Annotated in this window: 20 protein-coding genes; 5 read left to right on the top strand and 15 right to left on the bottom strand. The window is 59.4% G+C overall.

What is annotated here, in order from left to right:
* Positions 1-41 precede the first annotated feature (41 nt).
* The 9 genes from G7K71_RS07955 to G7K71_RS07915 all read right to left on the bottom strand — a co-directional run bounded on the left by G7K71_RS07955 (position 42) and on the right by G7K71_RS07915 (position 14,318).
* Positions 42-1,595: a stalk domain-containing protein gene (locus G7K71_RS07955; protein ID WP_313884932.1), complete on the bottom strand. Its 1,554-nt coding sequence runs from the start codon at positions 1,593-1,595 to the stop codon at positions 42-44.
* Between the two features lie 102 nt (positions 1,596-1,697).
* Positions 1,698-2,981 carry a polysaccharide pyruvyl transferase family protein gene (locus G7K71_RS07950; RefSeq protein ID WP_166344769.1) on the bottom strand — a complete coding sequence of 428 codons (1,284 nt, stop codon included), beginning with the start codon at positions 2,979-2,981 and terminating at the stop codon, positions 1,698-1,700.
* 415 nt (positions 2,982-3,396) lie between these two features.
* On the bottom strand, positions 3,397-5,328 hold the full coding sequence (locus tag G7K71_RS07945; protein ID WP_166344768.1) for a DUF5693 family protein: 1,932 nt from the start codon (positions 5,326-5,328) through the stop codon (positions 3,397-3,399).
* A gap of 193 nt (positions 5,329-5,521) precedes the next feature.
* Entirely contained in the window at positions 5,522-6,766 is a 1,245-nt protein-coding gene (locus G7K71_RS07940; RefSeq protein ID WP_243174598.1) for an LCP family protein, read from the bottom strand.
* 122 nt (positions 6,767-6,888) lie between these two features.
* Positions 6,889-7,353, bottom strand: coding sequence for a hypothetical protein (locus G7K71_RS07935; protein ID WP_166344764.1), 465 nt, complete (start codon positions 7,351-7,353; stop codon positions 6,889-6,891).
* Between the two features lie 122 nt (positions 7,354-7,475).
* Complete coding sequence (locus tag G7K71_RS07930; RefSeq protein ID WP_166344762.1) at positions 7,476-8,309, bottom strand: WecB/TagA/CpsF family glycosyltransferase; 834 nt, start codon at positions 8,307-8,309, stop codon at positions 7,476-7,478.
* A gap of 443 nt (positions 8,310-8,752) precedes the next feature.
* Entirely contained in the window at positions 8,753-10,405 is a 1,653-nt protein-coding gene (locus G7K71_RS07925; protein ID WP_243174596.1) for a DHA2 family efflux MFS transporter permease subunit, read from the bottom strand.
* 22 nt (positions 10,406-10,427) lie between these two features.
* Complete coding sequence (locus tag G7K71_RS07920; RefSeq protein ID WP_166344760.1) at positions 10,428-11,081, bottom strand: HlyD family secretion protein; 654 nt, start codon at positions 11,079-11,081, stop codon at positions 10,428-10,430.
* Positions 11,082-11,153: 72 nt separating this feature from the next.
* A complete protein-coding gene (locus G7K71_RS07915; protein ID WP_166344758.1) occupies positions 11,154-14,318 on the bottom strand; it encodes an efflux RND transporter permease subunit in 3,165 nt (1,054 codons plus the stop codon).
* 439 nt (positions 14,319-14,757) lie between these two features.
* Here G7K71_RS07915 and G7K71_RS07910 point away from each other — a divergent pair, with 439 nt between their 5' ends.
* Positions 14,758-14,979 (top strand): DUF2283 domain-containing protein, encoded by a 222-nt coding sequence (locus G7K71_RS07910; RefSeq protein ID WP_013824374.1) that lies wholly within the window; start codon positions 14,758-14,760, stop codon positions 14,977-14,979.
* 126 nt (positions 14,980-15,105) lie between these two features.
* On the opposite strand, the gene G7K71_RS07905 is transcribed toward G7K71_RS07910, so the two are convergent.
* Positions 15,106-16,311, bottom strand: coding sequence for an efflux RND transporter periplasmic adaptor subunit (locus G7K71_RS07905; protein WP_166344756.1), 1,206 nt, complete (start codon positions 16,309-16,311; stop codon positions 15,106-15,108).
* A 117-nt stretch (positions 16,312-16,428) separates the two neighbouring features.
* Complete coding sequence (locus tag G7K71_RS07900; RefSeq protein ID WP_166344754.1) at positions 16,429-16,959, bottom strand: MarR family winged helix-turn-helix transcriptional regulator; 531 nt, start codon at positions 16,957-16,959, stop codon at positions 16,429-16,431.
* Positions 16,960-17,202: 243 nt separating this feature from the next.
* Here G7K71_RS07900 and G7K71_RS07895 point away from each other — a divergent pair, with 243 nt between their 5' ends.
* The 3 genes from G7K71_RS07895 (at position 17,203) to G7K71_RS07885 (ending at position 18,886) form a co-directional block, all read left to right on the top strand.
* Positions 17,203-17,457, top strand: coding sequence for a CopG family transcriptional regulator (locus G7K71_RS07895; RefSeq protein WP_166344752.1), 255 nt, complete (start codon positions 17,203-17,205; stop codon positions 17,455-17,457).
* Positions 17,450-17,863 carry a type II toxin-antitoxin system VapC family toxin gene (locus G7K71_RS07890; RefSeq protein ID WP_243174769.1) on the top strand — a complete coding sequence of 138 codons (414 nt, stop codon included), beginning with the start codon at positions 17,450-17,452 and terminating at the stop codon, positions 17,861-17,863. The genes G7K71_RS07895 and G7K71_RS07890 overlap by 8 nt, the downstream gene beginning before the upstream one ends.
* 75 nt (positions 17,864-17,938) lie before the next feature.
* A complete protein-coding gene (locus tag G7K71_RS07885; RefSeq protein ID WP_166344748.1) occupies positions 17,939-18,886 on the top strand; it encodes a DUF4351 domain-containing protein in 948 nt (315 codons plus the stop codon).
* A gap of 200 nt (positions 18,887-19,086) precedes the next feature.
* Here the strand turns inward: G7K71_RS07885 and G7K71_RS07880 are convergent, their stop codons facing one another.
* Positions 19,087-20,223: a TolC family protein gene (locus tag G7K71_RS07880; RefSeq protein ID WP_243174594.1), complete on the bottom strand. Its 1,137-nt coding sequence runs from the start codon at positions 20,221-20,223 to the stop codon at positions 19,087-19,089.
* Positions 20,224-20,483: 260 nt separating this feature from the next.
* Between G7K71_RS07880 and G7K71_RS07875 the strand changes: the two genes are divergently transcribed.
* Positions 20,484-20,882: a DUF4351 domain-containing protein gene (locus G7K71_RS07875; protein ID WP_313884910.1), complete on the top strand. Its 399-nt coding sequence runs from the start codon at positions 20,484-20,486 to the stop codon at positions 20,880-20,882.
* A 340-nt stretch (positions 20,883-21,222) separates the two neighbouring features.
* Here G7K71_RS07875 and G7K71_RS07870 read toward each other — a convergent pair whose 3' ends face one another.
* The 3 genes from G7K71_RS07870 to G7K71_RS07860 are packed head-to-tail and all read right to left on the bottom strand — an operon-like array spanning position 21,223 to position 24,208.
* A complete protein-coding gene (locus tag G7K71_RS07870; protein ID WP_166344744.1) occupies positions 21,223-22,410 on the bottom strand; it encodes an ABC transporter permease in 1,188 nt (395 codons plus the stop codon).
* A complete protein-coding gene (locus G7K71_RS07865; RefSeq protein WP_243174593.1) occupies positions 22,407-23,528 on the bottom strand; it encodes an HlyD family secretion protein in 1,122 nt (373 codons plus the stop codon). The genes G7K71_RS07870 and G7K71_RS07865 overlap by 4 nt, the downstream gene beginning before the upstream one ends.
* 2 nt (positions 23,529-23,530) lie before the next feature.
* Positions 23,531-24,208, bottom strand: coding sequence for a TetR/AcrR family transcriptional regulator (locus G7K71_RS07860; protein WP_166344742.1), 678 nt, complete (start codon positions 24,206-24,208; stop codon positions 23,531-23,533).
* Positions 24,209-24,295 lie beyond the last annotated feature (87 nt).

Raw genomic sequence — 24,295 nt, 5'->3', positions numbered from 1 at the left:
GACCGCCGCCCGTTTCGTTTATGGTTTTGCGAGAGTATCTACTAATCAACAGATTTTGCCTCTATTATTACTGCCGGAGGGGCGTTTTGCCAGGTCACGGCAGCCCCCAGGGCCTCGCCCACAAACCGCAGGGGAACCATGGTGCGTCCTTCCACCGCCCGGGCCGGGGCGTCCAGGGGCAACGTTTTACCGTTGACCAGCGCCTCACCCTTACCCGGGGTCAGGCTGACCGTACGCCCGCCGCGGGCTGCCGTTACGGTTTTGGTTTTTTCATCCCAGTGCACCGTGGCCCCCAGGGCCTCAAAAATCCCCCGCATGGGCACCAGGGTGCGCCCCTTGTCCACCACCGGAGGTACGTCAAAGAAGAGGCGCTTGCCGTTCAGGTAAACCGGCACCTGGCGGAGCACCAGAATGGCGTTGGCCAGTCCCCGCTCACGGCCGTCGGATGGCCGGCTGACCAGCTTGCCCTTAACCCACAGGCCGCTGGAACCGCCCCCGTCCAGGGCCGCAGCGCGCACCGCTCCCAGGTCGGTCATCAGGTAGGCCAGTTCCTCCAGGGTGACACCGGCGCTCCAATCTTTCAGCCGGCCGTCCACCTCCACCAGCAGGAGCTGGCCCTTGCCGTTTACACCGATGGCCGTGCGGGGTGCCGGCTCCAGGACGCTCCCCCGGAACCCTTCCATAATCGCCTGCAGTACCGGCTGCCCTTCATCCACCAGCAGGGGACCGCCCGTAACCAGGTGCTTCAGCCCCTCCCAGCCGGGTCCCCAGTCAAACTGCAGGATCACCGGGGTACCCACGGCCAGCGCCGCAGCTTCTGCAACCGCCTCACCCCGGAAAGCGAGTACATAACCGTCCCCGGGAATCGGGCTGCCCCCGTAACCAATTTCCGAAACTATGTACCGGTTGCTTTTTTCCGTCTCCGGGCGCACCACCACATCAATACCGTCACCGGCGGAACCGGCGCGCTCACCCCAGGCCGGGGTATAAAGGGTAATGCCCCCGGGTGCGGGAGAAGTATTGACCCGCGCCACCGCAAGGGGCCCGGACGAGCCAAAACGTACACTCACCCGGGGCGCAAAGTAACCAAACTGGACCTGGTTGCGCCCGGTGATACCAATGGAGGTGCGCAAAATCTCGGAGGTGGTCAGGAGCCGGCCGTCCTGGACCAGGCTGCCGATGGGGTGTCCCCCGGAGGGATCAAAGAATCCCCCGTTTACGGCGGCCACCGCCCCGTGGCGGGCGGCCAGCTGGCTCAAAGTTTCCTTATTGCCCAGGGCGTCACCGGCCACTGCCACCCGCACCTCCAGCAGGGCCTGGCCGGGGTCTACCTCCACCACATGCCCCTTCAGGGGTTCACCCTGCCAGGTGCGGCCGGAAATGGGGTAATAGCGGACGCCCGGGGCCAGGGTCTGGATCTGACCGGCAGGCGGCCTGGAAACCAGGGGTTGCGGTGCCGGCCTGCCCACCACCGTGGTCTGTACGGCCTGGGAACCGGCGGCAGCACTATCCGCCCCGGCCGGTTGAACGGCAAAGGCGGCCGTGCAGCCCCATAGAAAGGTCCCCCCCAGCAGAAGGGCAACTAATTTTTTCACACTACGCAACGCGAAATTACCTCCCCAGATAAACAATACCTTGTTTTCGCAATTTTTCCAGTGTAAAAGGTCAAAAAAATTTTTCACCCGGGACAAGTTTAACTAATCGAATTTTCTAACTTCCGACTTCCAACCTCCAACTTCCATTAATGCGCCGGCCAGCCGGGCGGTGGCCCGGGCGCGTTCCCTTAAGGGGCCGACCATCCGGGCCAGACTGGCCCTGAACCCAGCAGGATCGGCCAGAACCTCATCCACTGCCCGGCTCAAGGCGGCGTACTCCAGGCCGCTTGCCTGCCCCGCAGGCTGCAGCCCCAGCTGTTCCAGGAAACGGTCAACCTTCGGGTCGTAGCTTATTCCTACCGGCGGCACACCCATTACCGCCGCCAGGATCAGGGCGTGCAGCCGCATGCCGACGAGCAGGTCCAGGCAGGCAACCAGGGAAACCGCCTCACCGACGGTCAGCCCCCGGTCCAGAACGGCGGCCCGCTCCCGCATCATGGCGGTCACTTCCCGGCTCACGGCCAGATCTTCGGGGTACTGCAGGGGTATGAAAAGCACCCGGTAGCCCCGGTGACAGAGGTCGTCGCACACCCGGGCCAGGACACGCTGTTGTTCCCCCCCAAAGCCGGGCCATTCCCGCACCGATACTCCCACCACGGGGGCTGTTGTACTTCCCCTGCCCCCGCCTTCACCCAAAGCCGGTCCGGCCCCAACCAGGGGGTGGGGTTTGCCCGCACTGCATGCCTCCCCGGGGGATGGGGTTGATCCGGGCTGGTTGTCCCTCCCATCCCGGCCGGCTGAGGGTTCAAAAACCCCCGTCCTTTCCAGGATCTCCATCCCTTTCTCCCTATCCGCCCGGGCCGGGTCCAGACCCAGCACCGGGTCGGCGGTAACCTCCACCGGGGGGCGGGTTACCCCCATTTCCGCCAGGTCCCGGGCAGAATTTTCGTCCCGCACGGTAATGAGCTGTACATCGTTGGCCACCAGGCGCATCAACAGCCGGCCGGTTTTACTTTTTACGGGGCCGATGCCCTGGGCGTAAAAAACCACCGGCTTGCCCAGGCGCCGGGCCAGCCAGACCACCCCCAGGTAGTAAACCAGGCTTTTGAGGCCGGTGACATCCTGCAGCAGGCTGCCCCCGCCGCTGAGCAGCAGATCGGCTCTGGTGAGGGCGCGGTAGACTTCCCCTATCCGCCAGCGGTTTACCGCCTCTACGCCGTAGAGAGCACTGGTTCTTTCAGGGGCATGGGAAAGGACCACCGGCCGGACGGTGGGGCACACCTCCCGCAGAGCCTCCAGCAGGCTGTAGAGGACCGCCTCATCCCCCAGGTTGTCGAAACCGTAGTAACCGGAGATGGCCACCACCGGCCCTTTGCCGGCCGCCATAACAGCACCCCCGTTTTCACCCGAATTCACTTTCCAACTTAAGGCACGGTGTTGTCCCGCTCACTCATGTGCTCCGCGCCGACAGCACCTCGGTTCGCTTCGGGCCGGCTCTGGCTCTCTGCGGATTGCCATCGATACTGTCTTTATGCTATCTACTTTTTCCACCCGATATGGTTCTTCTACATTACTCTCGCTTGGTCTCGTTGGCGTCCTCGAGAGCCGAGCCGCCCAGCACTCACTGAAAAAGTTATAATGGAATGATTTCAATTACTATCTTGTCACAGCAGGCTTAGAAAGGGTGTCATTGCCAGTGAGTGCTGGGTTTACCGGGTGCTGTTACCGGCGCTCCGCAAAATCGTTCGCTCTGGACAACACCGTGCCTTTGTAGTTAACAACACGGTTTTACTGATATACTCTAATTGTCCCCCGGGGAGAACCTGCGCCACCAGTGCCCGGCCAGGTTTACCACCAGGATGAGCGCCAGGCCCACCAGAATCCCCAGCCACAGGCCGTTGACCAGCCGCATTAGAGAAACCAGAAGCGGCGTGTGGATATGGGCAAAGGTGTTCACCAGGGAGACCTGGCCGATGGCCCCCAGCAGCAGCAGGGGCAGGAAGCGGTTGTCCCGGTAGCCGGTGTAGAAGAGCAGCATCAAAGCGGGGTGGCCGAGTAAAAATTCCTTGGTTCTCGGGCGCACCCCCAGGACGGCATCCAGGAATCCCCGGAACTTCAGCTCCAGGGCGGAGGTGGCCACTTGCCCTTCGTTGCCCGTACGCACGAGGTAAACGGCCAGAAACGCCAGGAGCAATGCGGCGAGGGCGGCCCACTTGACCAGCACCGGCTGGTTCAACGTCCTCTCCAGGCGTTTTCCAAAGGGTTCTGTGGGGCCGGAGAGGAAGAAAAACACCCCCGCCACCAGCAACAGCGGCGCCAGGTGGGCCAGCTTAACCCCGCTGAACTGGTCCAGCTTGAGCATGAACCCGGCGTCCGCCAGAAGACCCACGGTAAAAAGTGCACCCAGCAGGGAAGCCAGGGTGGTGCGCAAAAGCATGCCCGCACTTTCCAGGGCGGAAGCACCCCGGGCGCGAACGTTGGTAATTAGAGCCAGGCTGGGGAAAATGATGACCGCCGCTAAGGCCATCAGCTTGCGTGCCGATGAGGGGGCCGCCGCTAAAAGACCGGCCCAGGCCGCCACCGCCAGGAGCAAAAGCCATATTTCCCCCCGGCGCAACCCCAGCCGCCCGGCGAGCAAAAGGCCGCCGGCAATAACCCCCAGGCCCATGACGAAGAGATTGGCGCGGGAGACGGGCAGGGCCGGCAGGGTGGAAGCCTGCCCCACCACCAGGCCTTCCTGCTGCAAACTCTCTTTCAGGCTGCTTATATAATCGAGGTTTTCCTGGAGCACGTCCCGGGCTCCCGCCCCTGGAAAGGGCCGCACCAGCAGTACCCGCATGTTGCGTTCGGCAGCGGCCAGCCTGTAGCGTTCCAGTGCTTCGGCCGGGGTGTAGCGACCCATATCCCTGGGGGGAATGCTGTGCAGGCGCACCACATCCTTGTCCAGCAGCACCCCCAGCTTATCAAGGCCTTTCTGGGGGAAGAATTCAATCTGGGCCACCGGCACGCCCAGCTGATCCACCACCTGGGCCAGCGCCCGCAGTTTCTGCGGGTAGCCGGGCAGCGTGTCGTCGTTAAAGGCCAGGGCCGAGAGGTTGGGGATCTCCTTTAAGGGCGCCAGGGCCTGCTCAATCCCCCTGGCGGTGGCCCCGGGCCAGCTGCGCACCTGAACCATGGCCAGCAAGCCGGCCCGGGCGGTGTCCTGCAGGGGACCGTCCGGAAAACCCAGGCCCAGCTGTGACAACAGGCCGGGGTCGGCAGAAGTGCGCACCACGTAACCCCCCGGCGCCGGCCGGTAACCCCGCGCTCCCGGGATCCTGGCTTCCAGCTGGACAAGCAGGCGCCGGAAGGTTTCCTCCCGGGAGGTGACCAGGTAGGTATCCCGGGTGGCTATCCCACCCCCGGCCCGCAGTTGTCCCAGCCAGGGGGGCGACATTAACTGCAGCTCCTGGCCGGTCATTACCGCTATTTCCCCCGCACGACGCAGCTCATCCACCGTAGGCTCTTTAAAGAGCACGGTGGTCAGCCCCCGTTCCCGGAAAAGGCGCATCACCTCCAGGGTATCCCGCCCCGACAGCCTGGCCAGCGCGTTCAGCTCGTCATAGGGCATGGCCACTTCCACGGTGCGAAAACCGGCCTCCACCCGGTAGCGCTGCCAGGCGGCCGCGCCGGCCGCGATCACACCCGCCAGCAACAGAAACACCAGCAACAGGGGGTACCAGCGTTGTCTCATAATATAACAGACCTCCAGCACAGGCAAATTGTTCCCCGGAGGGGGCCTTTAAGTTACGAACCTCCTGCGTGCACTGCTGGGAGCTGCAGGAGGTGGAAAACAGCTTCTTTATCTTCTGATAATTACCTAAAACAGGTATTGCCAACAATATTGCATGATATATTCAGTGAACCAGGTTGCTAAATTTTTACCACTAACTGGTACTTCCGTTGGGAATGGGGATAATTTCTATGACCCCGCCGGTATCACCGCTCTGTTTTCCGGCATTTGGGACGGACGGCTTTTGTTTTTCCGGAAGCGGAGAAGAACTGCCGTCACCGGTCCCTCCACCGTTGCCCGGCTGGTCGGCGGGAGGCGGGGCGTTATCCTGCCCCGGCGTGCTGCCTGCAGGTGCACCGGTGCTGGAACCATCACCGGGCGCCGGTTCGCTGCCCGGTGAATTTGTTTCCGGTCCAGGAAGAACCGGCGGCACCGCCGGTGGGGGTGGCTGAGACGGTGTTACCACCGGCTCACCGGCCGCCAGCTGGCCCGTCCCCGTCCTGCGCGCGGGCGGGCCGGAAGAAGACTTGCCCTCGCTGACCGTGGGGCCCTGAACCACTTCCGTCACCCGCCCCTCTTCAAAGAGGGCCATGGCCACCTCATGGGCCTGCGCCGGGTCCACCGACCAGTAGCTGACGCCCCTTATATCCAGAAACCGCCCGGGCAGGGTCTGGGTGACGATCTCGGCCTGGTCGAAATACCGGGCCGCCCGGGCCAGGGCCAGCATCTGCTTGAAGCCCATGTTTGTTTCCACGCTCTTGTTTATTTCCGGCACCAGGCGGGGGAGCTTGACCAGGGTGGACGGTTTCATCACTTCCGCGGCCAGGGCTTTTAAAAATTTCAGCTGCCTTTCCGTGCGGCCGATGTCCCCCAGGGCGTCCCCCCGGAAGCGGACATACTGCAGGGCCTTATCGCCGTCCAGGCGCTGTACCCCCTTGCGCAGGTTGATGGCATATTGACGGCCGTCTGAACTATCATAGTGATACATGTTTCTTTCCACGTCGATGGTCACGCCGCCCAGGACGTCCACGATGTTCTTGAACCCTTCCCAGCGGGCCAGGGCGTAATACTGCACGGGCATTCCGATGAGGTTGGAGACGGTCTCGCAGGTCAGCGCCGGCCCGCCGTAAACGGCGGCGGCATTGATTTTATCCGTCCCGTGGCCGGGGATATCCACCCGGGTATCCCGCGGTATGGACAACAGGGCAATGCGCTTTTTCTCGCCATCCACGTTGGCCACAATAATACTGTCGGTTCGACCCACCTTTTCCCCGGGCCGGGCATCGGTGCCCAGGAGCAGCACGGTAAAGGACTCCGGGGGCTGACTGGCCTGCGCCTCATTGTTCTCGGAACCGACAGGCAATTCCGGCCAGCTCAAGCCAAGGTGGCCTGCAAGCAAATAGCCTCCTCCCACCAGACAAAGCAATAATAATAGCAGGAACAGGGGCTTTGGTTTCCACCTCCGCCTGCGTCTAACCATACCAACACCCCGCTTTTTCTGGCCGGGCAATAAAGGCCGGCCTATTTACCGGCTGCACCCCGGTACATGATAATCACGCTGGTCTGGGCACGCAAACCCCGGCCGTCGGCCCTGGGGATGATGTACAGGTGGTTGGGAGCCACCGCCTTCCCGGCGGTCAGATTGGTGCCGGAGGTAACATCCGGTATCCCGCTGCCCGTGGGATCCACGGCCACTGCCTTACCGGAACGCAGGATAAATTCCATTCCCGCACCGCCGGTAAACTCCTGCCCCGCAGGTACGGTGGCCACCCGCCACTGGAAATCCCCGCTGCCCTGTCTTTCGCCCAGGGCCTCACGCACATATCTGGCCACATATTCCTCCACGAAGCTCTTGCTTACCAGGGGATCGGCGTCGGAACCCGGTTCCCCGCCGACCGCCGCCCCGGCCAGGCGGGCATACCCCCCAACCGCGAGCAGCCCGAACAATAACACGGCTGCCACCACGGCAGGCCATTTTTTCCCCATTTGAATCCCTCCAATGGCCATAATTAATTTAAGGTTCGACAAAAGCTTTCTCTTTCCTGCCTGAGTTATCCCCACTTTCCAACTACCCTGTTCTGGCTCTTGCTCGCTCCGGTGAGCCTTAATCATTTCCCCAACCGTGCTTTTCGCCAGGCCAGCCAGGCAAAGCGGGGCAACACCAGCATGCGGCGCCAGCGGCGCGGTTCCCGGAGCAGCCGGCCCAGCCATTCCAGGTGGAGGCGCTGCATCCACACTGGAGCCCTGGCCACCCGGCCGGCAATCACGTCAAAGCTGCCGCCCACGCCCATGGCCACAGGCACGCCCAGGGCCTGCTTGTGCCGGGCGATGAATTTTTCCTGTTTTGGGGCCCCAAGGGCCACAAAAAGGAGGTCGGGTTTTGCGCCCCGGATCTGTTCCACCACGTCCCATTCGGTCGGGTCCTTTGGGTTTTCCGGCGGGCCACCGGTGCTGTCGTTCGGAGAGTTACCCGGTGTATGAGCGGGCGACGCACCCACCGCTTCCCCCGCAGGTCCCTCTTCAGCCGGCCTGAAATAGCCGTGCTGCGTGCCGGCCACCACAAGCCCCGGGTGTTTTTCCTGCAGCCGGCGGGCGGCCTCCTCCGCCACCCCCGGCGCCGCCCCCAGCAGAAAGATGCGCCAGCCTTCCCGGGCGGCCCTGGCCACCAGCGCCAGCATGAGATCGATGCCCGTCACCCGCCCGGGCACGGGGGTGCCGGCCACCTTTGCCGCCCAGACGATGCCGATACCGTCGGCGGTAACCAGGTCGGCCCGGTTGATTAAGGCCAGCAGTTCCGGCTCCTGCTGGGCACGGTACAAAATTTCCGGGTTTAAGGTAATTACCTGGTGGGGGCGTCCCGTGGCCACAAAAGCAGCCACTTTCTCCACCGCCCCGGCCAGATCCACAACATCCACCCGGGCACCCAGGAGGTTTATGTGCATGGACTCCGAACCCCTCCCACGCTAATAGACGAATTACAGCCCCGTTTGGTTCCCTTCAACGACCGGCAAGCATCGTGTGTAAATGTTCAGTGATCCCTCTATGGTGCCGCGTTGTCCACGCTCACTCCAGTGCTCCGCGCTGACAGCACCGCGGCTTGCTTCGGACCGGACTAGCGGCGCTGCAAATGCGGCATGACAGTTGTTACCTTACTATCATCTTTTTACCGTTTTAGCAGGTTACCTTTTCTAACGCTACATTTCGGTGCCGCTGGTTTCGCGCCGCAGTCCGGTTACCCTCGCTTCGCCGGGTGCTGTTACCAGCGCTTCGCAAGTCGTTCGCTTTGGACAAAGCGGCACCTGCCAGTGGTAGCGGTTTTACTGAACAGTTACCATTGTGTTAATTTCCAGCACTTCGAGGCCGTTAACCAATGAAAAGTGGCAGCCTAATGTTCTGCACGCCGCCATGTTGATCTAACCTCACGTACATATTTTTCTACATCTACAACAGTTTGCAGTTCAGGGTGGTTTTCATCGGACCAGGCACCGGCGCTTTCTTTAATCGCCCGCCGGCTTTGTTCCCGGGAAACATATTCTTTCTTGCCCAGCAACAGGGACAGCGGTATGGCCACGGCCACCATCACGGCACTGACAATGAAGGTATCGGCAATGGCGCTGGCCATGGCCTGCCGCTGGGCGGCCAGGCTGATGACAGCCAGGGCACTGTCCCCGGACAGGGCCAGGGCCTGCTTGACCTGCTGGAGGGCTCCATAAGCCACCGGGGAAGACCAGGAAAAACCGTCGGCCAGCCAGCTGAAGTGGTAGGCCTGGCGCTTTGTCATAACGTAAGTGAGAAAGGCGATGCCCAGGGAAGCCGAAACCTGGCGCACCAGGTTGTTAAAAGCCGACGCCCGCCCGGAAAGCCTGGCCCCAACGGCCTCCATACCCGCCGTGCCGATGGGCATCATGGCCAGCCCCATACCGAGAGACCGGTACACCATCATCATTTGCAGCCAGTGCGTGGAAATGTCCAGGTTTATTTTATGAAGTTCCCACGTGGTATAGGCAACCACCGACAGCCCCACCAGGGCCAGCGGCTTCGCCCCAATTTTATCGTACAACCGGCCGCTGATGGGCATCATCAGGCCGCTGGCCAGTGCGGCCGGCATCAGGAGCAGACCCGTCTGCGTCGGTGTTAAACCCAGCAGGTTCTGGGTAAAAATAGGAACCAGGAAAAGCCCGCCGAAAAGGCCGATCGTCACCACGGCCGTGGTTAAAAGGCTGGCCGCAAACACGGGGTTCGCCAGCAGCCGGACGTCCAGCATGGGTTGTTCTTCCTGCAGTTCCCAGAGCACAAACAGGAGCAGGAAAAAGAAGGCCGCCGCCAGCAGGGTGACAATGTACTGGGAAGTCCACCCCTTGTCCTGCCCTTCGCTTAAAGCCAGCAGGACGGCAAAGCAGCCGGCCCCGCACAAAAGACAACCCACCAGGTCGAACCTGGCTTTCAGCAAGGGGGTTTCCCTCAAAAAAACGGCGGCAAGGAACATACCCAGCAAACCAACCGGCAGATTGATTAAAAAGATCATGTGCCAGGAAAGTTCATCCACCAGGTAGCCGCCCAGGGTGGGGCCGACGGTGGGTGCCATCATGGCCGATATCCCCCAGACACCCATGGCCATACCCATCTTTCCGCGGGGAACGACTTTAAAAAGCATGCCCATGCTGATGGGGACGAGCATCCCGCCCCCCACGGCCTGGAACACCCTGGCCACCACCAGGGAAGTGTTGCTCCACGACAGGCCGCAGAAAAGGGAACCGAGGGTGAAAGCCGCCAGAGACAGGATGTACATGCGCCTGTACCCCAGGACGTCCCCCAAATACCCGCTGACCGGAATGACAACCCCGGAGGTGAGCAGGTAGGCGGTTAAAACCCACTGCACTTGATCGGTGCCCACGCCAAAAACGGCCATCAGCTTGGGTACGGCCACGTTGACGATGCTGCCGTCCAGTATGGCCATAAAGGGGCCGATGACCAGGATGAACAGTTCCCGCCAGGGAAAACCATTTCCCTCAAAAACGGCCGGTTTAGCCTTGGACATGATCGCACAACCCCCCAGCCGGTCACCGGATATGAACCTTCACCCGGGCGTTGGTGCCTACTTCCACATAATTGTCGGGATACTCGTCGAACACGATCTTCACGGGCACCCGCTGCACCACTTTGGTAAAGCTTCCGCCGGTGTTGGCGGGCAGCAGGGAGAAGGTGGAAAGGGAGGCCCGCCCTATGCGTGCCACATGGCCCGTGAATTTGTGCCCCGGCAGGACATCCAGGGTGATGTCCACCTTTTGACCCGGACGCACCTTTTTCAAGTCGGTCTCCTCGATATTGGCGGTGATATAGAGGGCTGACGGATCCACAACCATGATAACGGGCTGTCCCGGGGCGGCAATTTCACCCACATGGGCCACCTTTTTAACCACCACGCCGCTTACGGGTGACCGCACCACCGCAAGGTCAATGTTGGCCCCCGGGGGGAGGGTGGTGTCGTCCAGGCGGGCAACGATATCCCCGGCCCTGACCGCCTGCCCCTCTTCCACGTTTATCTCCAGCAGTTTACCGGACACCTGGGGACTCACCCGGTAAATATCCCCGTCGATACGGGCATCTTCGGTGGTGACGTAGTAGCGGTTCATATGCCAGTAGTAAAAGGATATGGCGGCAAGGACGGCCACCATCACCGCGGCCACGGCCAGCATAGCCTTTTTGTTTTTCATCCCGCACTCTCCCTTCTCTCTCTCTCCGGCTTTCGGCCTCCAACCTTATTTCCTACTTCCGACCTCCAACCTCTAACCTCTATTCCCGGCCTCCAGGCGGGCGGTCCGTCTCCCGGCCCACCGGGCCTGCCAGCGCTCCTTCCAGTCGTCCAGGATGGTGTAAATCACGGGTACCAGCACCAGGGTGATCAGGGTCGAAAAAGCCAGCCCGCCGGCCACCACCGTGGCCATGGGCGCCTGCCCCTCGGAGCCCTCGCCGATGCCCAGGGCCATGGGCAGCATGGCCAGGATGGCCGTGAGCGCCGTCATCAGGATGGGGCGCAGGCGGGTGGGACCGGCCTTCAAAATGGCCTCCCGGCGCTCCAGGCCCCGCCGGCGCAGGATGTTGACGTAATCCACAAAAACTATGGCGTTTTTCACCACTATGCCCACCAGCATGATCAGGCCGATGAAAGCAGGCACGGAAAAGGTACGCCCGGTAACCAGCAGGCTGAAGGTAACCCCCACCATGGTTACGGGCACGGAAAACATGATGATGAAGGGGTACAACACTGACTCAAACTGGGCCACCATCACCAGGTAGACCAGGACCACCGCCAGCACCAGGGCCAGGCTCAGGTCGCCGAAGGTTTCGGCCATCTGTTCCTGCTCACCGCCGAATTCCACGGTGTATCCCGGAGGCAGGGAGAGGCCTTTCAACCCGGCCTGGATATCCTTGATCACACTGCCCAGGTCCCGCCCCGCCAGCTGGGCGGTAACGGTTACCAGCCGGGTCTGGTCCTGCCGGTCAATGGCGTGGGGCCCCCGGGTTTCCACTATTTCCGCCACCTGGCTTAAAGGTACGGACGCGCCGGTGGGGGATAAAATGGTCAGGGTGGATAAATCGGGCAGGCGGGTGACCGCACCATCACGAAGCTGCACCCGGATGTCCACCTCTTCCCCGCCGGTGCGGTAGCGGGTGGCCACAGTGCCTTCAACGGCCGTGCGCACGGTGGAGGCCACCTCCGCCGGTGACAGGCCGCAGGCCGCCGCCCGGTCACGGTGAACCAGCACCTGCACCTCGGGGCGGCCCTCCTGGAGGCTGCTGGTCACCTCCCGGGTGCCGGGAACCCGGCGCACCAGTTCCGCCACCCGGTCGCCCAGCCGGGTGAGGGTGGCCATATCATCGCCCCGCACCTGGATCTGCACCGGGGCGCTGCCGCCCATCATGCCGCCGCCCTCTTCCACGGCGCTTACCTTAATCTTCGCCCCGGGGATCTCCTTCAGCCTCTGGCGTAAAATTTCCGCCACCTCCTCGGCGGTAACGCTGCGCCGGGATTTATCCACCAGCTGCAGGATAATCTGGGCCACATCGGTGTTGCTCTCGCCCCACATGCCCTGCATACCGGTGAAGCCCACCCCGGTAAAAATGCTCTCCACCCAGGGATCCTGCACCATTTTTTCGATGCGGGCGGCCACCCGGTTGGTTTCCTCCAGGGAGGTACCCCGGGGCATTTCCACGGTAATGCTCACCTGCCCCTGGTCCATGGAGGGCATGAACTCGAAGCCCACCAGGGGAAAGGCCGCCAGGCTCAGGACAAAGAGCACCGACACGATGATGATTACCCGCCGCCGGTGGTTCAACGCCCACTCCAGTAACCGGCGGTAGGCGTTATTTAAATTGTTGAACCAGCGCTCCGACAGTTTGTAGAGCTTCCGCCAGCCCCGCAGGCCGGAGGCGGCACTGCCCGGCGAAGCGCTCCCTTCCGGTACCGGCACCGCTGGCTCCTCCTCAAGGTGGAGCCAGCGGCTGGCCATCAGGGGCACCAGGGTGAGGGCTACCACCAGGGAGGTGAAAATGGCAAAGGATACCGTCAAAGCCAGGGGAGTAAACAGCTGGGCCGCCAGGCCTTTTACGAAAACCACCGGTAAAAATACGGCCATGGTGGTCAGGGTGGAAGCAATGACCGCCCCGCCCACCTCGCCGGTACCCACCCGGGCGGCCTCCACCAGGCCGTAACCCAGCTGGCGGTGGCGGTAGATGTTCTCCAGCACCACGATGGCGTCGTCCACGATCAGGCCGACCCCCAGGGCCAGGCCGCCCATGGTGATCAGGTTGAGGGTCATATCGTTAAAGTAAATGAGCACAAAGGTGCCGATGATGGAAATGGGAATGGACGTGGAGATGATCAGGGTGCTGCGCAGGTTGCGCAGGAAAATCCACATCACCAGCATGGCCAGGAAGCCGCCAACCAGGATTTCCTTCACCACGTGGTTGATGCTCCGCTCAATGAATTCCGACTGGTCCATGACCACGTCAAAGCGGACCCCGGGCAGCTCCTTCTTCAATTCATCCAGGGCTTTGTGCACCGCCCGGGCCACCTGGACCGTATTGGCGCCGCTCTGTTTCTGGATATATACCGACAGGCCGGGCTTGCCGTCCACCCGGCTGAACTGGGTGATCTTTTTATGCCCGTCCTCCACCCGGGCCACATCCCCCAGGTGCACCGGGTGCCCTCCCGGAGCACCCACCACCACCCGGCGCACCTGGTCCAGATCCCGGAACTCCCCGGTCACCCGCACCAGCAAATCTTTCGTGCCTTCCTGCACGGTGCCCCCGGAAACATTCAGGTTTTCCGCCGAAAGGGCCTGGGTCAGGCCGTTTAAGGTCAGACCGTACCCGGCCAGCCGCTCCGGGTCCACCAGCACCCGGATCTCCCGCTCCACCCCGCCGGCCGACCAGACGCTGGCCACGCCACCGACCCGCTCCAGCCGGGGCTGAATTACATCATCGGTAAGCTGTTTCAACCGCCGGGAATCTTCGGAGGACAGCGCCAGCTGCATGATGGGCATCATGTTGGGGTCCATCTTGAAAGTCATGGGTGTCTTGACCCCCGACGGCAGGTACTGCCGGATGATATCCACCTTTTCCCGGATCTGCAGGGCGGCGTAGTTCATGTCCGTGCCCCAGTCAAACATGAGGATAATGGTGGAAGTACCCATGCTGCTGGTGGACCGGATGGTATCCAGGTTGCCCACCGTGGCCAGGATGGACTCCAGGGGCCGGGTGACCTGCTGCTCCACTTCCTCCGGCCCCGCCCCAGGATATTCGGTGACCACCGCGGCCACGGGCAGGTTCATTTCGGGCCACAGGTCGATGGCCAGGCGGCTTAAAGAAACGCCGCCCAGGATCAGCAGTACGGTTACCAGCACGGCCACCAGCATGGGGCGCTGGATGGATACATCGGTAATTTTCATTCAATGAACCTCCTGCGAAAGCACGGCGAGAATTAAAACAGGCTTAAACATTCTTTGGATGCCATGGTCACGAAGATGGAGCTTATTCCTTGCCTTCTATATGGCACTTTGATAACATAAAATAAAGTACATCCATGGCATTTTCAAGTAACCGGTTCGGGAAAGCAGATGGTGCCCATTGCAAATAAAATGGATACGTCATGCCAAAAATCGATTGCGCTTATTTAGAGCCTACGAAGGTTTGACAGAAAATGATGTACTCAATGCCATCAAGTCCCCCTTCGCCATTACACCAAGCATTCACGGGCGAAAAAATCTCTGGCAGCCATACCGCAACAAATGGCTACGAATAACCGTAATCATGGAAGAATCGACTGTAACTATCATAACGGTTACCGTACGCCGCAAAGGCCCGGACAAATAAAAGGAGGTGCTACCAATGAAAATCACCTATGATTTTGAAGGCGATGTCCTTTATATTCTCCTTCGCGAAGCCAGACCAGATGACTCTTTCGATATCAACCCCGGCATAACTGCAGAGGTAGATGAAAATGGGGAGTTAATTGGAATTGAAATCGTCGCCGCCAGGGAAAGGGGGATTTCCCTCAACGATCTTCACCTGGAAAATCTACCTTACCTTCCCGCCTCCCGAGCTATTTAACATTTTAGCACGGGGATGACCGGCGCCTTTGGAACCGTATATTTCCGGTTGGCCCCGTTTGTTTCGCCGGGGCACGGGCGTCGCCGGTGACGGGGGCCGCGCCCATGACGGCGGGGCCGGCCCCCGTCAGTTCTTGACCGTCACCCTGGCTCCATCCTGCAGGCTCTCCTGACCGGCGGTAACCACCTCTTCCCCCGCCTTCAGACCGGAAATAACGGCAATGTACCTGCCGTCCGATTCTCCCGCCTTTATCTCGCGGCGCTGGACTTTGCCCTGTTTGACCACCCACACGTAATCCCGTTCCCCGTCTTTTACCACCGCTTCCCGGGGGACCAGCAGCTGCTTCTGCCCCGAAGAGGGCAGCAGCACCTCGGCAAACATACCCGGTTTTAAGAGGTGTTTGGGGTTGTCAATCTCAACTTTGATGGGGAATGCTTTGGTTGTGGGATCGGCGGCCGGAGCAATGCTGGTAATCACGCCGGTAAAGGGCTGGGCCGATACGGCGCCGATCTTCACCTGTACTTTTTCCCCCTGCTTCAACTGATTGATGTGATCCTCGCCGACGGTGGCCTTGACCACCACCCGGTCGATATTGGCCAGGGAAATGACGGGCATGGTGGACGCCATCTCCCCGGGATTCACGTTCCGGGCGGTAACCACCCCGGTAAAGGGCGCCCTGATGAAACTATCCTCATAGCTCGACCGGGCCAGGGCCAGCTGCGCCCGGGCGCTGGACAATGCCGCCTGCTGCACTTTAACCATTGCCTGGGCCTGTTCCACCTGCGCAGGGACAGTGCCCTCCAGAGCCTGTTTGGCCTGCTTGTAGGGCAGTTCGTACTGGCTTTCAAAGACGGCCTGGGGAATGGCTCCCATGGCCAGCAGTTCCCGGGCCCGCTTGTAATCAGCTTCGGCCACGGCAAACTTGTCCCGGGCGTTCTCCAGGGCTGATCGAGCCGACTTTAACCCCGCTTCCGCCTGGGCCAGAGCCGCTTCGGCCTGAGCTACAGCAGCCTGCGCCTGGGTCACCCGGTCCGCCAGGTCTTTGTTCTCCAGGGTAACCAGCACCTGCCCGGCGCTAACCCGGTCCCCAACATCCACGTGCACTCTGGCCACCTTGCCGGGCACTTTGGATACGATGCTGGCAGTTTGAACAGCCTCCAGTTTCCCGCTTACCACCACCCGGTTGTCCAGCAGCCCCGTGGCTGCTTTGGCCGTACTGACCACCGTGGGACCCGCATCAGCCGGGGCGGCTGCCTGCTTTTTCCCGCATCCGGCGGCCGCCAGGACCAAGGCCAGCATTAAAGCTGCCAGGGCAATTTTTCCTACACGCATTCCTCTTCACTCTCCCCAGGTAAATACTCTCAACCATAGCCGGCAGTCGGGAGGCCCCCTCTCATACGGGCATCCCCCCAACTTTCCGGGATTGATCGTCCGTTTCTTTTGCCTCAGTTACTCCGCTTGGGGAGTATTCCTGCAGCCTTCGGAAGACGCTTCCGGCCCACCCCTGCTGTAACCGGACCTTCCCCCGGCGTCCCCCGCCCCCTCACGTATCAAAATGGACAGTAATTTCTCGTAGATTCGTACCAGTTGCTCCACGTCTTCTTCCGGAAGCTGGCCCAAATATTTTTCCATCACCCGCCGCCTGACGACCAGGCACGAGCGCACAGCCTCCTCCCCTTTGGGCGTCAGTTCAAGCCACACCACTCGCCGGTCGTCCTCGTCCCGGCGGCGCTCCACAAAACCGGCCCGGTGCAGCCTGTCCACCAGCGCGGTGATGGCACTCAGTGATACCCTCATATCCCCGGCCACCTCGGACACACTCATGCGCCCACGCCGGAAGATGCGCATGAGCACAATAAACTGGCTCCCGGTCAGGCCCTCCATCAGGTGGTGATCCAGCTCGGCATGAAGCCGCCTGGCCACCTGGTTGAACACCTCTTCCAGCCTGTCCAGCCAGGCGGACAATTTTTGGTTGCTCACCTCCGTCACCCTTCCCGTCGAAAAAATTAACGTCGCAAAAAGTTCACCAAGTTAAGTATATGGACACAAGGAAGACCTTGTCAACAAAAAATGATGCGGTTCACAGCCTCCAAATACTATGGAGCCCGTGATGTTTGTCATCACCACCCCCCGGGAGAAAAATTATGTGAAATTGTACAGGAAAGCAGACCTAATTGAAGAAAGCCAGCTATAACATTATAATGTTGATGGAGGCGATGTATCATGCAGCGGACTCAAATTTATCTTCACCCCGACCAGCACCGCGCGCTCTTGAACGAAGCAAGAAGAAAGGGCATCTCGCTCGCCGAACTGATCCGGCAAATCGTTTCTGAACACCTGGAAAGGCGGGGAGAAAGGAAAGCTCCCAAAGAAGCATTCCGGAGGATCATAGGGATGGGGGCAAGCGGCAGGGAAGACGTTTCAGAGCGACACGACTATTACCTGGCGGAGGCGTTAAACCGTGGCCATAATGGTTGATACAGACGCCTGGTACGCGGTCTGCGACATCTCAGATCGGAACCATGAACGGGCGAGAAACTTTTACGAAAAGGTGGCCGGCGAAGTCCCGCTTCTAACGACCATTGCCATTCTGGTGGAAACATGGGCTTTACTGGCCGCCCGCCTGGGCCGTTATGCCGCCCAGACCTTCTGGCAAATGCTGCGCGAAACCGGCACTCCTGTAATCGCCCTGGAACAGCCGGATCTGGAGGCAGCGTGGCAGATAATGCATGCCTTCCCTGACCAGGATTTCAGTTTTACAGATTGCACCACTTTTGCCGTCATGGAGAGGCTGCGCATTGAACGGGTCTTTACCTTCGACCGTCACTTCCTGGTCTACCGCTACGGGCCCGACCGCAAGTCAGCCTTCATCTGCGAGCCGTGAATCCCACAACAAAAAGGGCGGGCAGATTATATTGCCACCCATTGCCGTATCTGTTAAAATCAAATTGGTGATATTATGACCGAAAACCTGCCCCGGGACAGATACGATACGACCATAAAGGAACTGTTTGGTGACGGCGAGGAAGAACTGATCAGCTTTTTTGGCCACCTGAAAACGAAAGTGATCCAGCATCTCAACATCGAGTTTGCCCGGGTGGAGAAAAAAAGGAGCGACCTCATCCTGGAGTGCCGGACAGAATTGGGCCCCGCCGCCGTGCACCTGGAATTTCAAAGCACCAACGACAGCGACATCCCTTTCCGCATGTTAAGATACGCAACAGAACTGCAGCATAAATACAGATTGCCCGTTTACCAGATCCTCATTTATTTCGGTGAGCGGGAAATGACCATGGCTGACGGCCTGGTATACAGCTTCGGTCCGCAAAACCACCTGGATTACCGCTACAGGGCCGTCGATCTGGGCAGCATAACCCGGGAGGAAATCAAAAAAACGAACAACTATACACTTTATGCACTGCTGCCACTGGCCGACAGACCGAGAAGAAGGCAGCACCCGGAGGCCTTTTTACGGGAATGCGTGCTGGATATCTTGCAGGCTCCCGTTACCACGGAGGAAAAAAGAAAGACCCTTCTGCGAGCGGAGATATTTGCCGGCCTGTATCTTGAAGAGAAAATTATCGAACAAATCTTCCAGGAGGTGGAAACCATGCTGAATATCGAAGAATCGGCCGGTTATCAGCGGATTTTCAAAAAGGGTGTCGAAAAGGGAATACAGCAGGGCATTGAAATAGGTATTGAAAAAGGTATTGAAAAAGGTATGAAAAAAGGCCGGCAGGAAACCCTCAGGGAGAACGTGTTGAAGCTTTTGCATAAAAAGTTCAAGAAAATACCCCACCCTTATGTGGATAAAATCAAGTCCCTCGATGAATATGCCCTGGGGCTGATCCTTGACAATATCTTTGAAATAAGCACCCTGGCTGATCTGGAGGATTACTTACCTTAGAAGAAAAGAAAAATTAGTTGTGGAAGTTGGAGAAATGAAATTTTAGGTTTAATGGAGGAAAAGGTTGGTAATATCCTGCAGCTTACCGTTGCTATCCCGCACTAGAATCGGCGGTTTGCTTTTGGCTGTTTACAACCGTTAACCCCAAGCTATAAACCCCTGCCCTTTTAGTGGACAGGGGTCTTTTCATCACTGCCAAGCTAACCCTGAGCATTTCCCGAAGCACCGCTGCCGCCTGCCCCACTACCGGCGACGGCCAGGCTGATGTAGGCCCAGGGCTTTTCAAAGGCCAGCTTGATAAAAGCGTGCTGGCAGGCCGTCTCCAGCGCCTTTTGCTTCGCCTCCGCCAGGGCCGCTTCGGCGGCCGCCACCTCGGCCCGGGTGGCCATACCAACGTCGTATTTCACTTTCGTCACCCGCAGGTTTTCCTCGGCAGCTTTTACCCCCTCCTGCAGGGCCTGGTAGGATTCTTCCAGGCTTTTGGCATTGTAGTAGAGTGACCGGGTTATCTCCTCCATCATTTTCCTGGCGGCGGCGGCATCCAGCTCGGCCTGCTCGACTTCTATTTTTCTTACCTGGTAGGGCCGGTACTCACCGGTATAGAACATCATGTCTTCATAGTATTTCTGCAACGTCACCTTCTCGTTGGCCAGCCAGACGGTGGGGCTTTCGTCCACTATCCGGCCCACTTCCACATTTACATCAGGCACCTCCAGGGGGACAAAGTTCACCCCGTCCACCAGCACCGGACGGTCCTGGGGCCACAGGCCCACCAGCCGGTTAAATGATGCATAGGCGTTGTCAAGATCGTTTTTCGCCGCTTCCACGGCTGCCTTAGCCCCGGCCAGCTGCGCTTCCGCCGCCACCAGATCGGCCTGTGGGATCATCCCCACCTGGAAATTGGCCCGCGCCCTGCGCAGCTCCCAGTCGGCTTTTTTCAATCCTTCTTCCGCCGCCCGCACTTTTTCCTGCGCCTTCAGTACATCCCAGTACTTTTTGCACGCGTCCAGGGCTACCTCGTCCTGCTTGGCGGTCAAACTTTTCTTGGACATGCGCCAGGTCAGGTCGGCGGCCAGGAGGTTGCTCCAGGCTATTTCCACCCGTGGGTCGCCCGGCGCCTTCGTGGGTACGTAGTCCAGCTGGTCGGCCCTTTCCTCGCGCCACGCATAGGTGCGGTCGATTTCCTTTTCCGCCCTCTTCACCGACTCGCTGTGGGCCAGGGCCATGGCAATAGCCTGGTTCAGGGTCAGCTCGGGCGTGGCCGGCTCTTTGGCCCAGGCAAAGGGTGGTACGAGCAAAGAAGCTATGAGGATAAACACTGTGAGAATGCGGCCCAAGTTCAAGCCCTCCTTTTTCTGCCCGGTTTCAACTTGTTAAATTATTGTTAAACCGTTTAACTAATTTTCACCACCAGTATACCCCTGGCAAACAGGTGCAGTCAAGGTTTTTTCGTCCTCGGGGACCATGATTTCACATCATTCCGGGGGGGTGGGGGAGCAAGCAATGGTCAGGGAAACCAGCAAGAACAAGAAGGGCGGGCAGATTATATTGCCACCCATTGCCGTATCTGTTAAAATCAAATTGGTTACGGGAATGCGTGCTGGATATCTTGCAGGCTTCCGTCACCACGGAGGAAAAAAGAAAGACCCTTCTGCGAGCGGAGATATTTGCCGGTCTGTATTTTGAAGAGAAAATTATCGAACAAATCTTCCGGGAGGTAGAAACCATGCTGAACATCGAAGAATCGGCCGGTTATCAGCGGATTTTCAAAAAGGGTGTCGAAAAGGGAATACAGCAAGGCATGGAGAAGGGCATGGAAAAAGGCCGGCAGGAAACCCTCAGGGAGAGTGTTTTGAAACTTTTGCATAAAAAGTTTAAGAAAATACCCCGCCCCTATGTGGATAAAATTAAGTCCCTCGATGAATATGCCCTGGGGCTGATTCTGGATAACATCTTTGAAATAAACACTCTCTCCGACCTGGAGGAGTACCTCTAGCGATGGACACCCTTGCCTTTGGCTAGCAAACCCGTGCTGCCTCGCCTGCAGTAGATTTTTACCACCAAGTTAACGCCCATGCCGGGTGCACATCGAGTAGGAGGGGGCGGCTAGCCCCCTCCTCTCACAATACCTTATCAATTATTTTCAATGAGGTTGACCTTTGCCTTTTTTGTTCCTTCTCGCCATATTTATTTCCAGCGCTTGTTAGGGAATAGACCACCGGGATAACCACACCGCCACAATAGTTACTGCTCATCAGTTACTGCTCATCGACCGGAAAAGGAGGAAATGCCGGCCCGCTTCAGCTGAAAAACCATCCCCTTTTTCGGGACGGTTTTCAAGAACCAGTTGGGCTTGCATGCTCATACTGCCTGTACTGCCGGGCGAAGAAAAATATGGACAGGGGCAGGAAAACGATGGACAAACCGGCCAGGATGGCCAGATCACGGGCCAGCACCGGCAGGCCCGCTCCCATCAGGGCAATATCCCGCAGGTTGCCGGCAAAGTAGGTCAGCGGGAGCGCCGCTGAGACGGCGCGGGCCACGGGCGGCATGGCCTCGACGGGCCAGGTGTAGCCGGAGAACAGAAACGACGGCACGGCCACCAGCATGGCCAGCTGGGTGGCTTCCAGCTCGCTGCGGCAGACCACCGAAAGGAAAATGCCCAGGGCGTGGATGCCGGCAAAGAAAAGCAGCTCCAGCAGTCCCAGCAACGGCAGGCTCCCCCGGAAGGGGATCTGGAACAGGGTGAAAACCATCAGCAATACACCGTTTAAAGTGGCCAGGTTTACCGCCAAATAGGGGATAACCTTGCCCAGCACCACCGCCGGGGCGGAAATGCCGGCCCGTTTCAGCTCGCCAAGGGTACCCGCTTCCTTCTCCCGGCTTACGGCCACGGCCACGTAAAGCAGGGCGATTTGCTGCAAAGCAGTGGCCACCAGGCCCAGAAGCAAAAAATTGGTATAGTTAAAGGTAGGGTTGTACCAGACCCGCAAGCGTAAACTCAAAGGAAGGGCGGTATCCAGTGCCCTTGACGGCAGCATGCCCTGCCCTTCCATTCTGGCCACGCTCACCCCGGCTGAGAGGGTGCCGGTAATCTCGGAAGCGGCGGCCAGCACTGCATTGCTGTACAGCATGTTGGTACCGTTGACTATAACCAGCAAGGGAGATGCCCGCCCGCTCTTCACCTGCTGCTGGAAATCGGGCGGGATGACCAGTGCCGCTACCGCTCCGCGGGTCTCCAGCACCTGCCTCAGCTCCGCTTCACTATACACCTGGCCCACCAGGTGGAATTTCTGCGAGTCCTCAAAGGCCTGTATTACCTCACGACTCATTCCCGTATTGTTCTGGTCGTAAACCACGGTGGGTATCTCCGTGATTACATGACGGCTGTATAAAATTCCGAAAAGAGTTATGTACAGGAAGGGCACTCCCACCAGAATAATCATCAACCGGCGGTTGCCCCGCATGTAGACCCATTCCCGCCGGGCTACATAAGCGATCTGGCTCAAAATGCCCCTATTCATTCAAAATTCACCTCAACCATCATCCCGGGCCATAATGAGGGATTGTTTAAAGACACCTTCACGTTAAAGGCCATAATATCCTTATCGCCCCGCTCGTTGGTGGCCCGGTAGGTGGCAAAATCCGCTTTTTTATTGATGGCTGTTACCTTACCCTTGAATTTTTTCCCCGGAAAGGCTGCGCTGGTCACCGTTACCTCTTTTTTCAAGGATATTTTGCCGAGCATCGTTTCCGGCACTTTCACATCCACCCAGTTCCTTTCCCGGGCAGTAATGGTTAACAGGGGCATTCCGGTGGAAACCATCTCTCCCTGCTCCACGTTACGGGAAGTAACCGTACCCGCCATTGGCGCCCTGAGCTGCGTTTCCAAAAGGTTGGCCCGGACCTCCTGCAATTCCGCTTTGGCCCGCTGGTAAGCAGCCCGGGCCGAGTTCAGATCGGCCTCCGCCGCTGCCTGGGCGGCCATGGCCGCAGCCAGCTCCGCCCGGTAGACATTCACCTGGTCTTTCTGCGCCTTTGCCGCCGCCAGATCGGCCCGGGCCGCCTCCAGGGCTGCGTTGGCCGCAGCCAGCTTGTTTTTGGCCTCATCCAGCTGCTGGGCAGTGGCAGCACCATTCTGGTACAAAACCTCAATGCGCTTGTAGGTCTGCCCGGCCAGGGAAGCGTCCTCCCGGGCCTTTTCCAGACCGGCCTGCGCCCTGGCCAGGGCGGCGTCGGCACTCTCACTGACGGCGCCCAGGGCCGCCCGGGCCCTGGCAGCCGTCGCTTCCGCCGCTTCCATGCCGGCCTTTGCCTTTTGCATGGCCGCACCGGCCGCTTCCACCGCCGCCAGTGCCGCCTTTTCCTTTGCCCTGAGATCCGTACTGTCGATTTCGGCCACCAACTGGCCCTGGGCCACGCTATCCCCTTCGCGGACCAGCAGTTTGACCACCCGGCCGGGTATCTTGGTGGTTACATCCACCTCCGGGGCATTGACCATTCCGCTAAAGGGACCCTTCTCAAGGGCCGCTGATCCGGTACTGGCGCACCCGTTTAAAAACAGGGCTACGCAAAACAAAACAAGAAATATTACGCAAACCAGAAGAAAACCAGGCTTTTGTTTTTCATTTCGGACCATCATAATTAATCCTCCGTTTTATCCACCCCGGTGTGTTTTACCTCAAAGGATACCCCGGGTGACAGAATGCCATAAAAAACCAGGTCCAGTACGTGTTCCAGGTGCTCCTGCAACATTTCCGTGTCCAGGATATCCCGGGGCCAGAGAAACTGAAGCATCTCGCGGCGGGAAAAATAGTTCAGGCAAAGGCCGCTGACGCTGATCACCAGCCGGCGGATGTCCACGTCTTTGCGGAAAATCCCCTCCTGAACCCCCTGCCGTAAAACATTTTCCAGGTCTTCCAGACCGGCACTGAGTATGTCCGGCAAAACCCGGCGGGCATATTGGCCGCCCTGGAGGGTTTCCCAGCCGATTAACCTGACCACATCCGGGTTTTCAGCGAGAAAATAAAAATACTGGGCTATGACCGCCCTCGCCCGGGATAGGACATCCCCATCCCCCGCCAGCACCTCCCGGTTTAAAGAGAAAATGCGGCTGAAACTGTCCCTTAAAACCGCCAGATAAAGGCCTTCCTTGCTGCCGTAGTAATGATATACCATGCGCTTGTTCACCCGGGCCAGGGCCACAATTTCATCCACCCGGGCGGCATTGTAACCTTTAGCCGCAAAAACGCCCCGGGCGGCTTCCAGGATCCGGGCTTTGGTGGCCTCCGCGTCCCTGGTACGATTAACCTGCGACTCCATGATCACCACCCTGGTAACTAACTGGTTACTTGCCACTTTCGTTTTACCAGAACTCAGGCAGCCTGTCAAGCGGGGAAGGCGGTTAGT

It is taken from the genome of Desulfofundulus sp. TPOSR, from assembly GCF_011393055.1.
Taxonomy (GTDB): domain Bacteria; phylum Bacillota; class Desulfotomaculia; order Desulfotomaculales; family Desulfovirgulaceae; genus Desulfofundulus; species Desulfofundulus kuznetsovii.
The sequence above is the reverse complement of the archived record's forward strand: the minus strand, read 5'-3'. Positions and strand labels throughout refer to the sequence as shown.

Excerpts from the sequence above, each read along its gene's own strand:
- G7K71_RS07950 (WP_166344769.1), bottom strand. The coding sequence starts at position 2,981 with ATGGCGGCCGGCAAAGGGCCGGTGGTGGCCATCTCCGGTTACTACGGT.
- G7K71_RS07945 (WP_166344768.1), bottom strand. The coding sequence starts at position 5,328 with ATGAGACAACGCTGGTACCCCCTGTTGCTGGTGTTTCTGTTGCTGGCG.
- G7K71_RS07935 (WP_166344764.1), bottom strand. The coding sequence starts at position 7,353 with ATGGGGAAAAAATGGCCTGCCGTGGTGGCAGCCGTGTTATTGTTCGGG.
- G7K71_RS07930 (WP_166344762.1), bottom strand. The coding sequence starts at position 8,309 with ATGCACATAAACCTCCTGGGTGCCCGGGTGGATGTTGTGGATCTGGCC.
- G7K71_RS07925 (WP_243174596.1), bottom strand. The coding sequence starts at position 10,405 with ATGTCCAAGGCTAAACCGGCCGTTTTTGAGGGAAATGGTTTTCCCTGG.
- G7K71_RS07920 (WP_166344760.1), bottom strand. The coding sequence starts at position 11,081 with ATGAAAAACAAAAAGGCTATGCTGGCCGTGGCCGCGGTGATGGTGGCC.
- G7K71_RS07915 (WP_166344758.1), bottom strand. The coding sequence starts at position 14,318 with ATGAAAATTACCGATGTATCCATCCAGCGCCCCATGCTGGTGGCCGTG.
- G7K71_RS07910 (WP_013824374.1), top strand. The coding sequence starts at position 14,758 with ATGAAAATCACCTATGATTTTGAAGGCGATGTCCTTTATATTCTCCTT.
- G7K71_RS07905 (WP_166344756.1), bottom strand. The coding sequence starts at position 16,311 with ATGCGTGTAGGAAAAATTGCCCTGGCAGCTTTAATGCTGGCCTTGGTC.
- G7K71_RS07895 (WP_166344752.1), top strand. The coding sequence starts at position 17,203 with ATGCAGCGGACTCAAATTTATCTTCACCCCGACCAGCACCGCGCGCTC.
- G7K71_RS07890 (WP_243174769.1), top strand. The coding sequence starts at position 17,450 with ATGGTTGATACAGACGCCTGGTACGCGGTCTGCGACATCTCAGATCGG.
- G7K71_RS07885 (WP_166344748.1), top strand. The coding sequence starts at position 17,939 with ATGACCGAAAACCTGCCCCGGGACAGATACGATACGACCATAAAGGAA.
- G7K71_RS07870 (WP_166344744.1), bottom strand. The coding sequence starts at position 22,410 with ATGAATAGGGGCATTTTGAGCCAGATCGCTTATGTAGCCCGGCGGGAA.
- G7K71_RS07865 (WP_243174593.1), bottom strand. The coding sequence starts at position 23,528 with ATGATGGTCCGAAATGAAAAACAAAAGCCTGGTTTTCTTCTGGTTTGC.
- G7K71_RS07860 (WP_166344742.1), bottom strand. The coding sequence starts at position 24,208 with ATGGAGTCGCAGGTTAATCGTACCAGGGACGCGGAGGCCACCAAAGCC.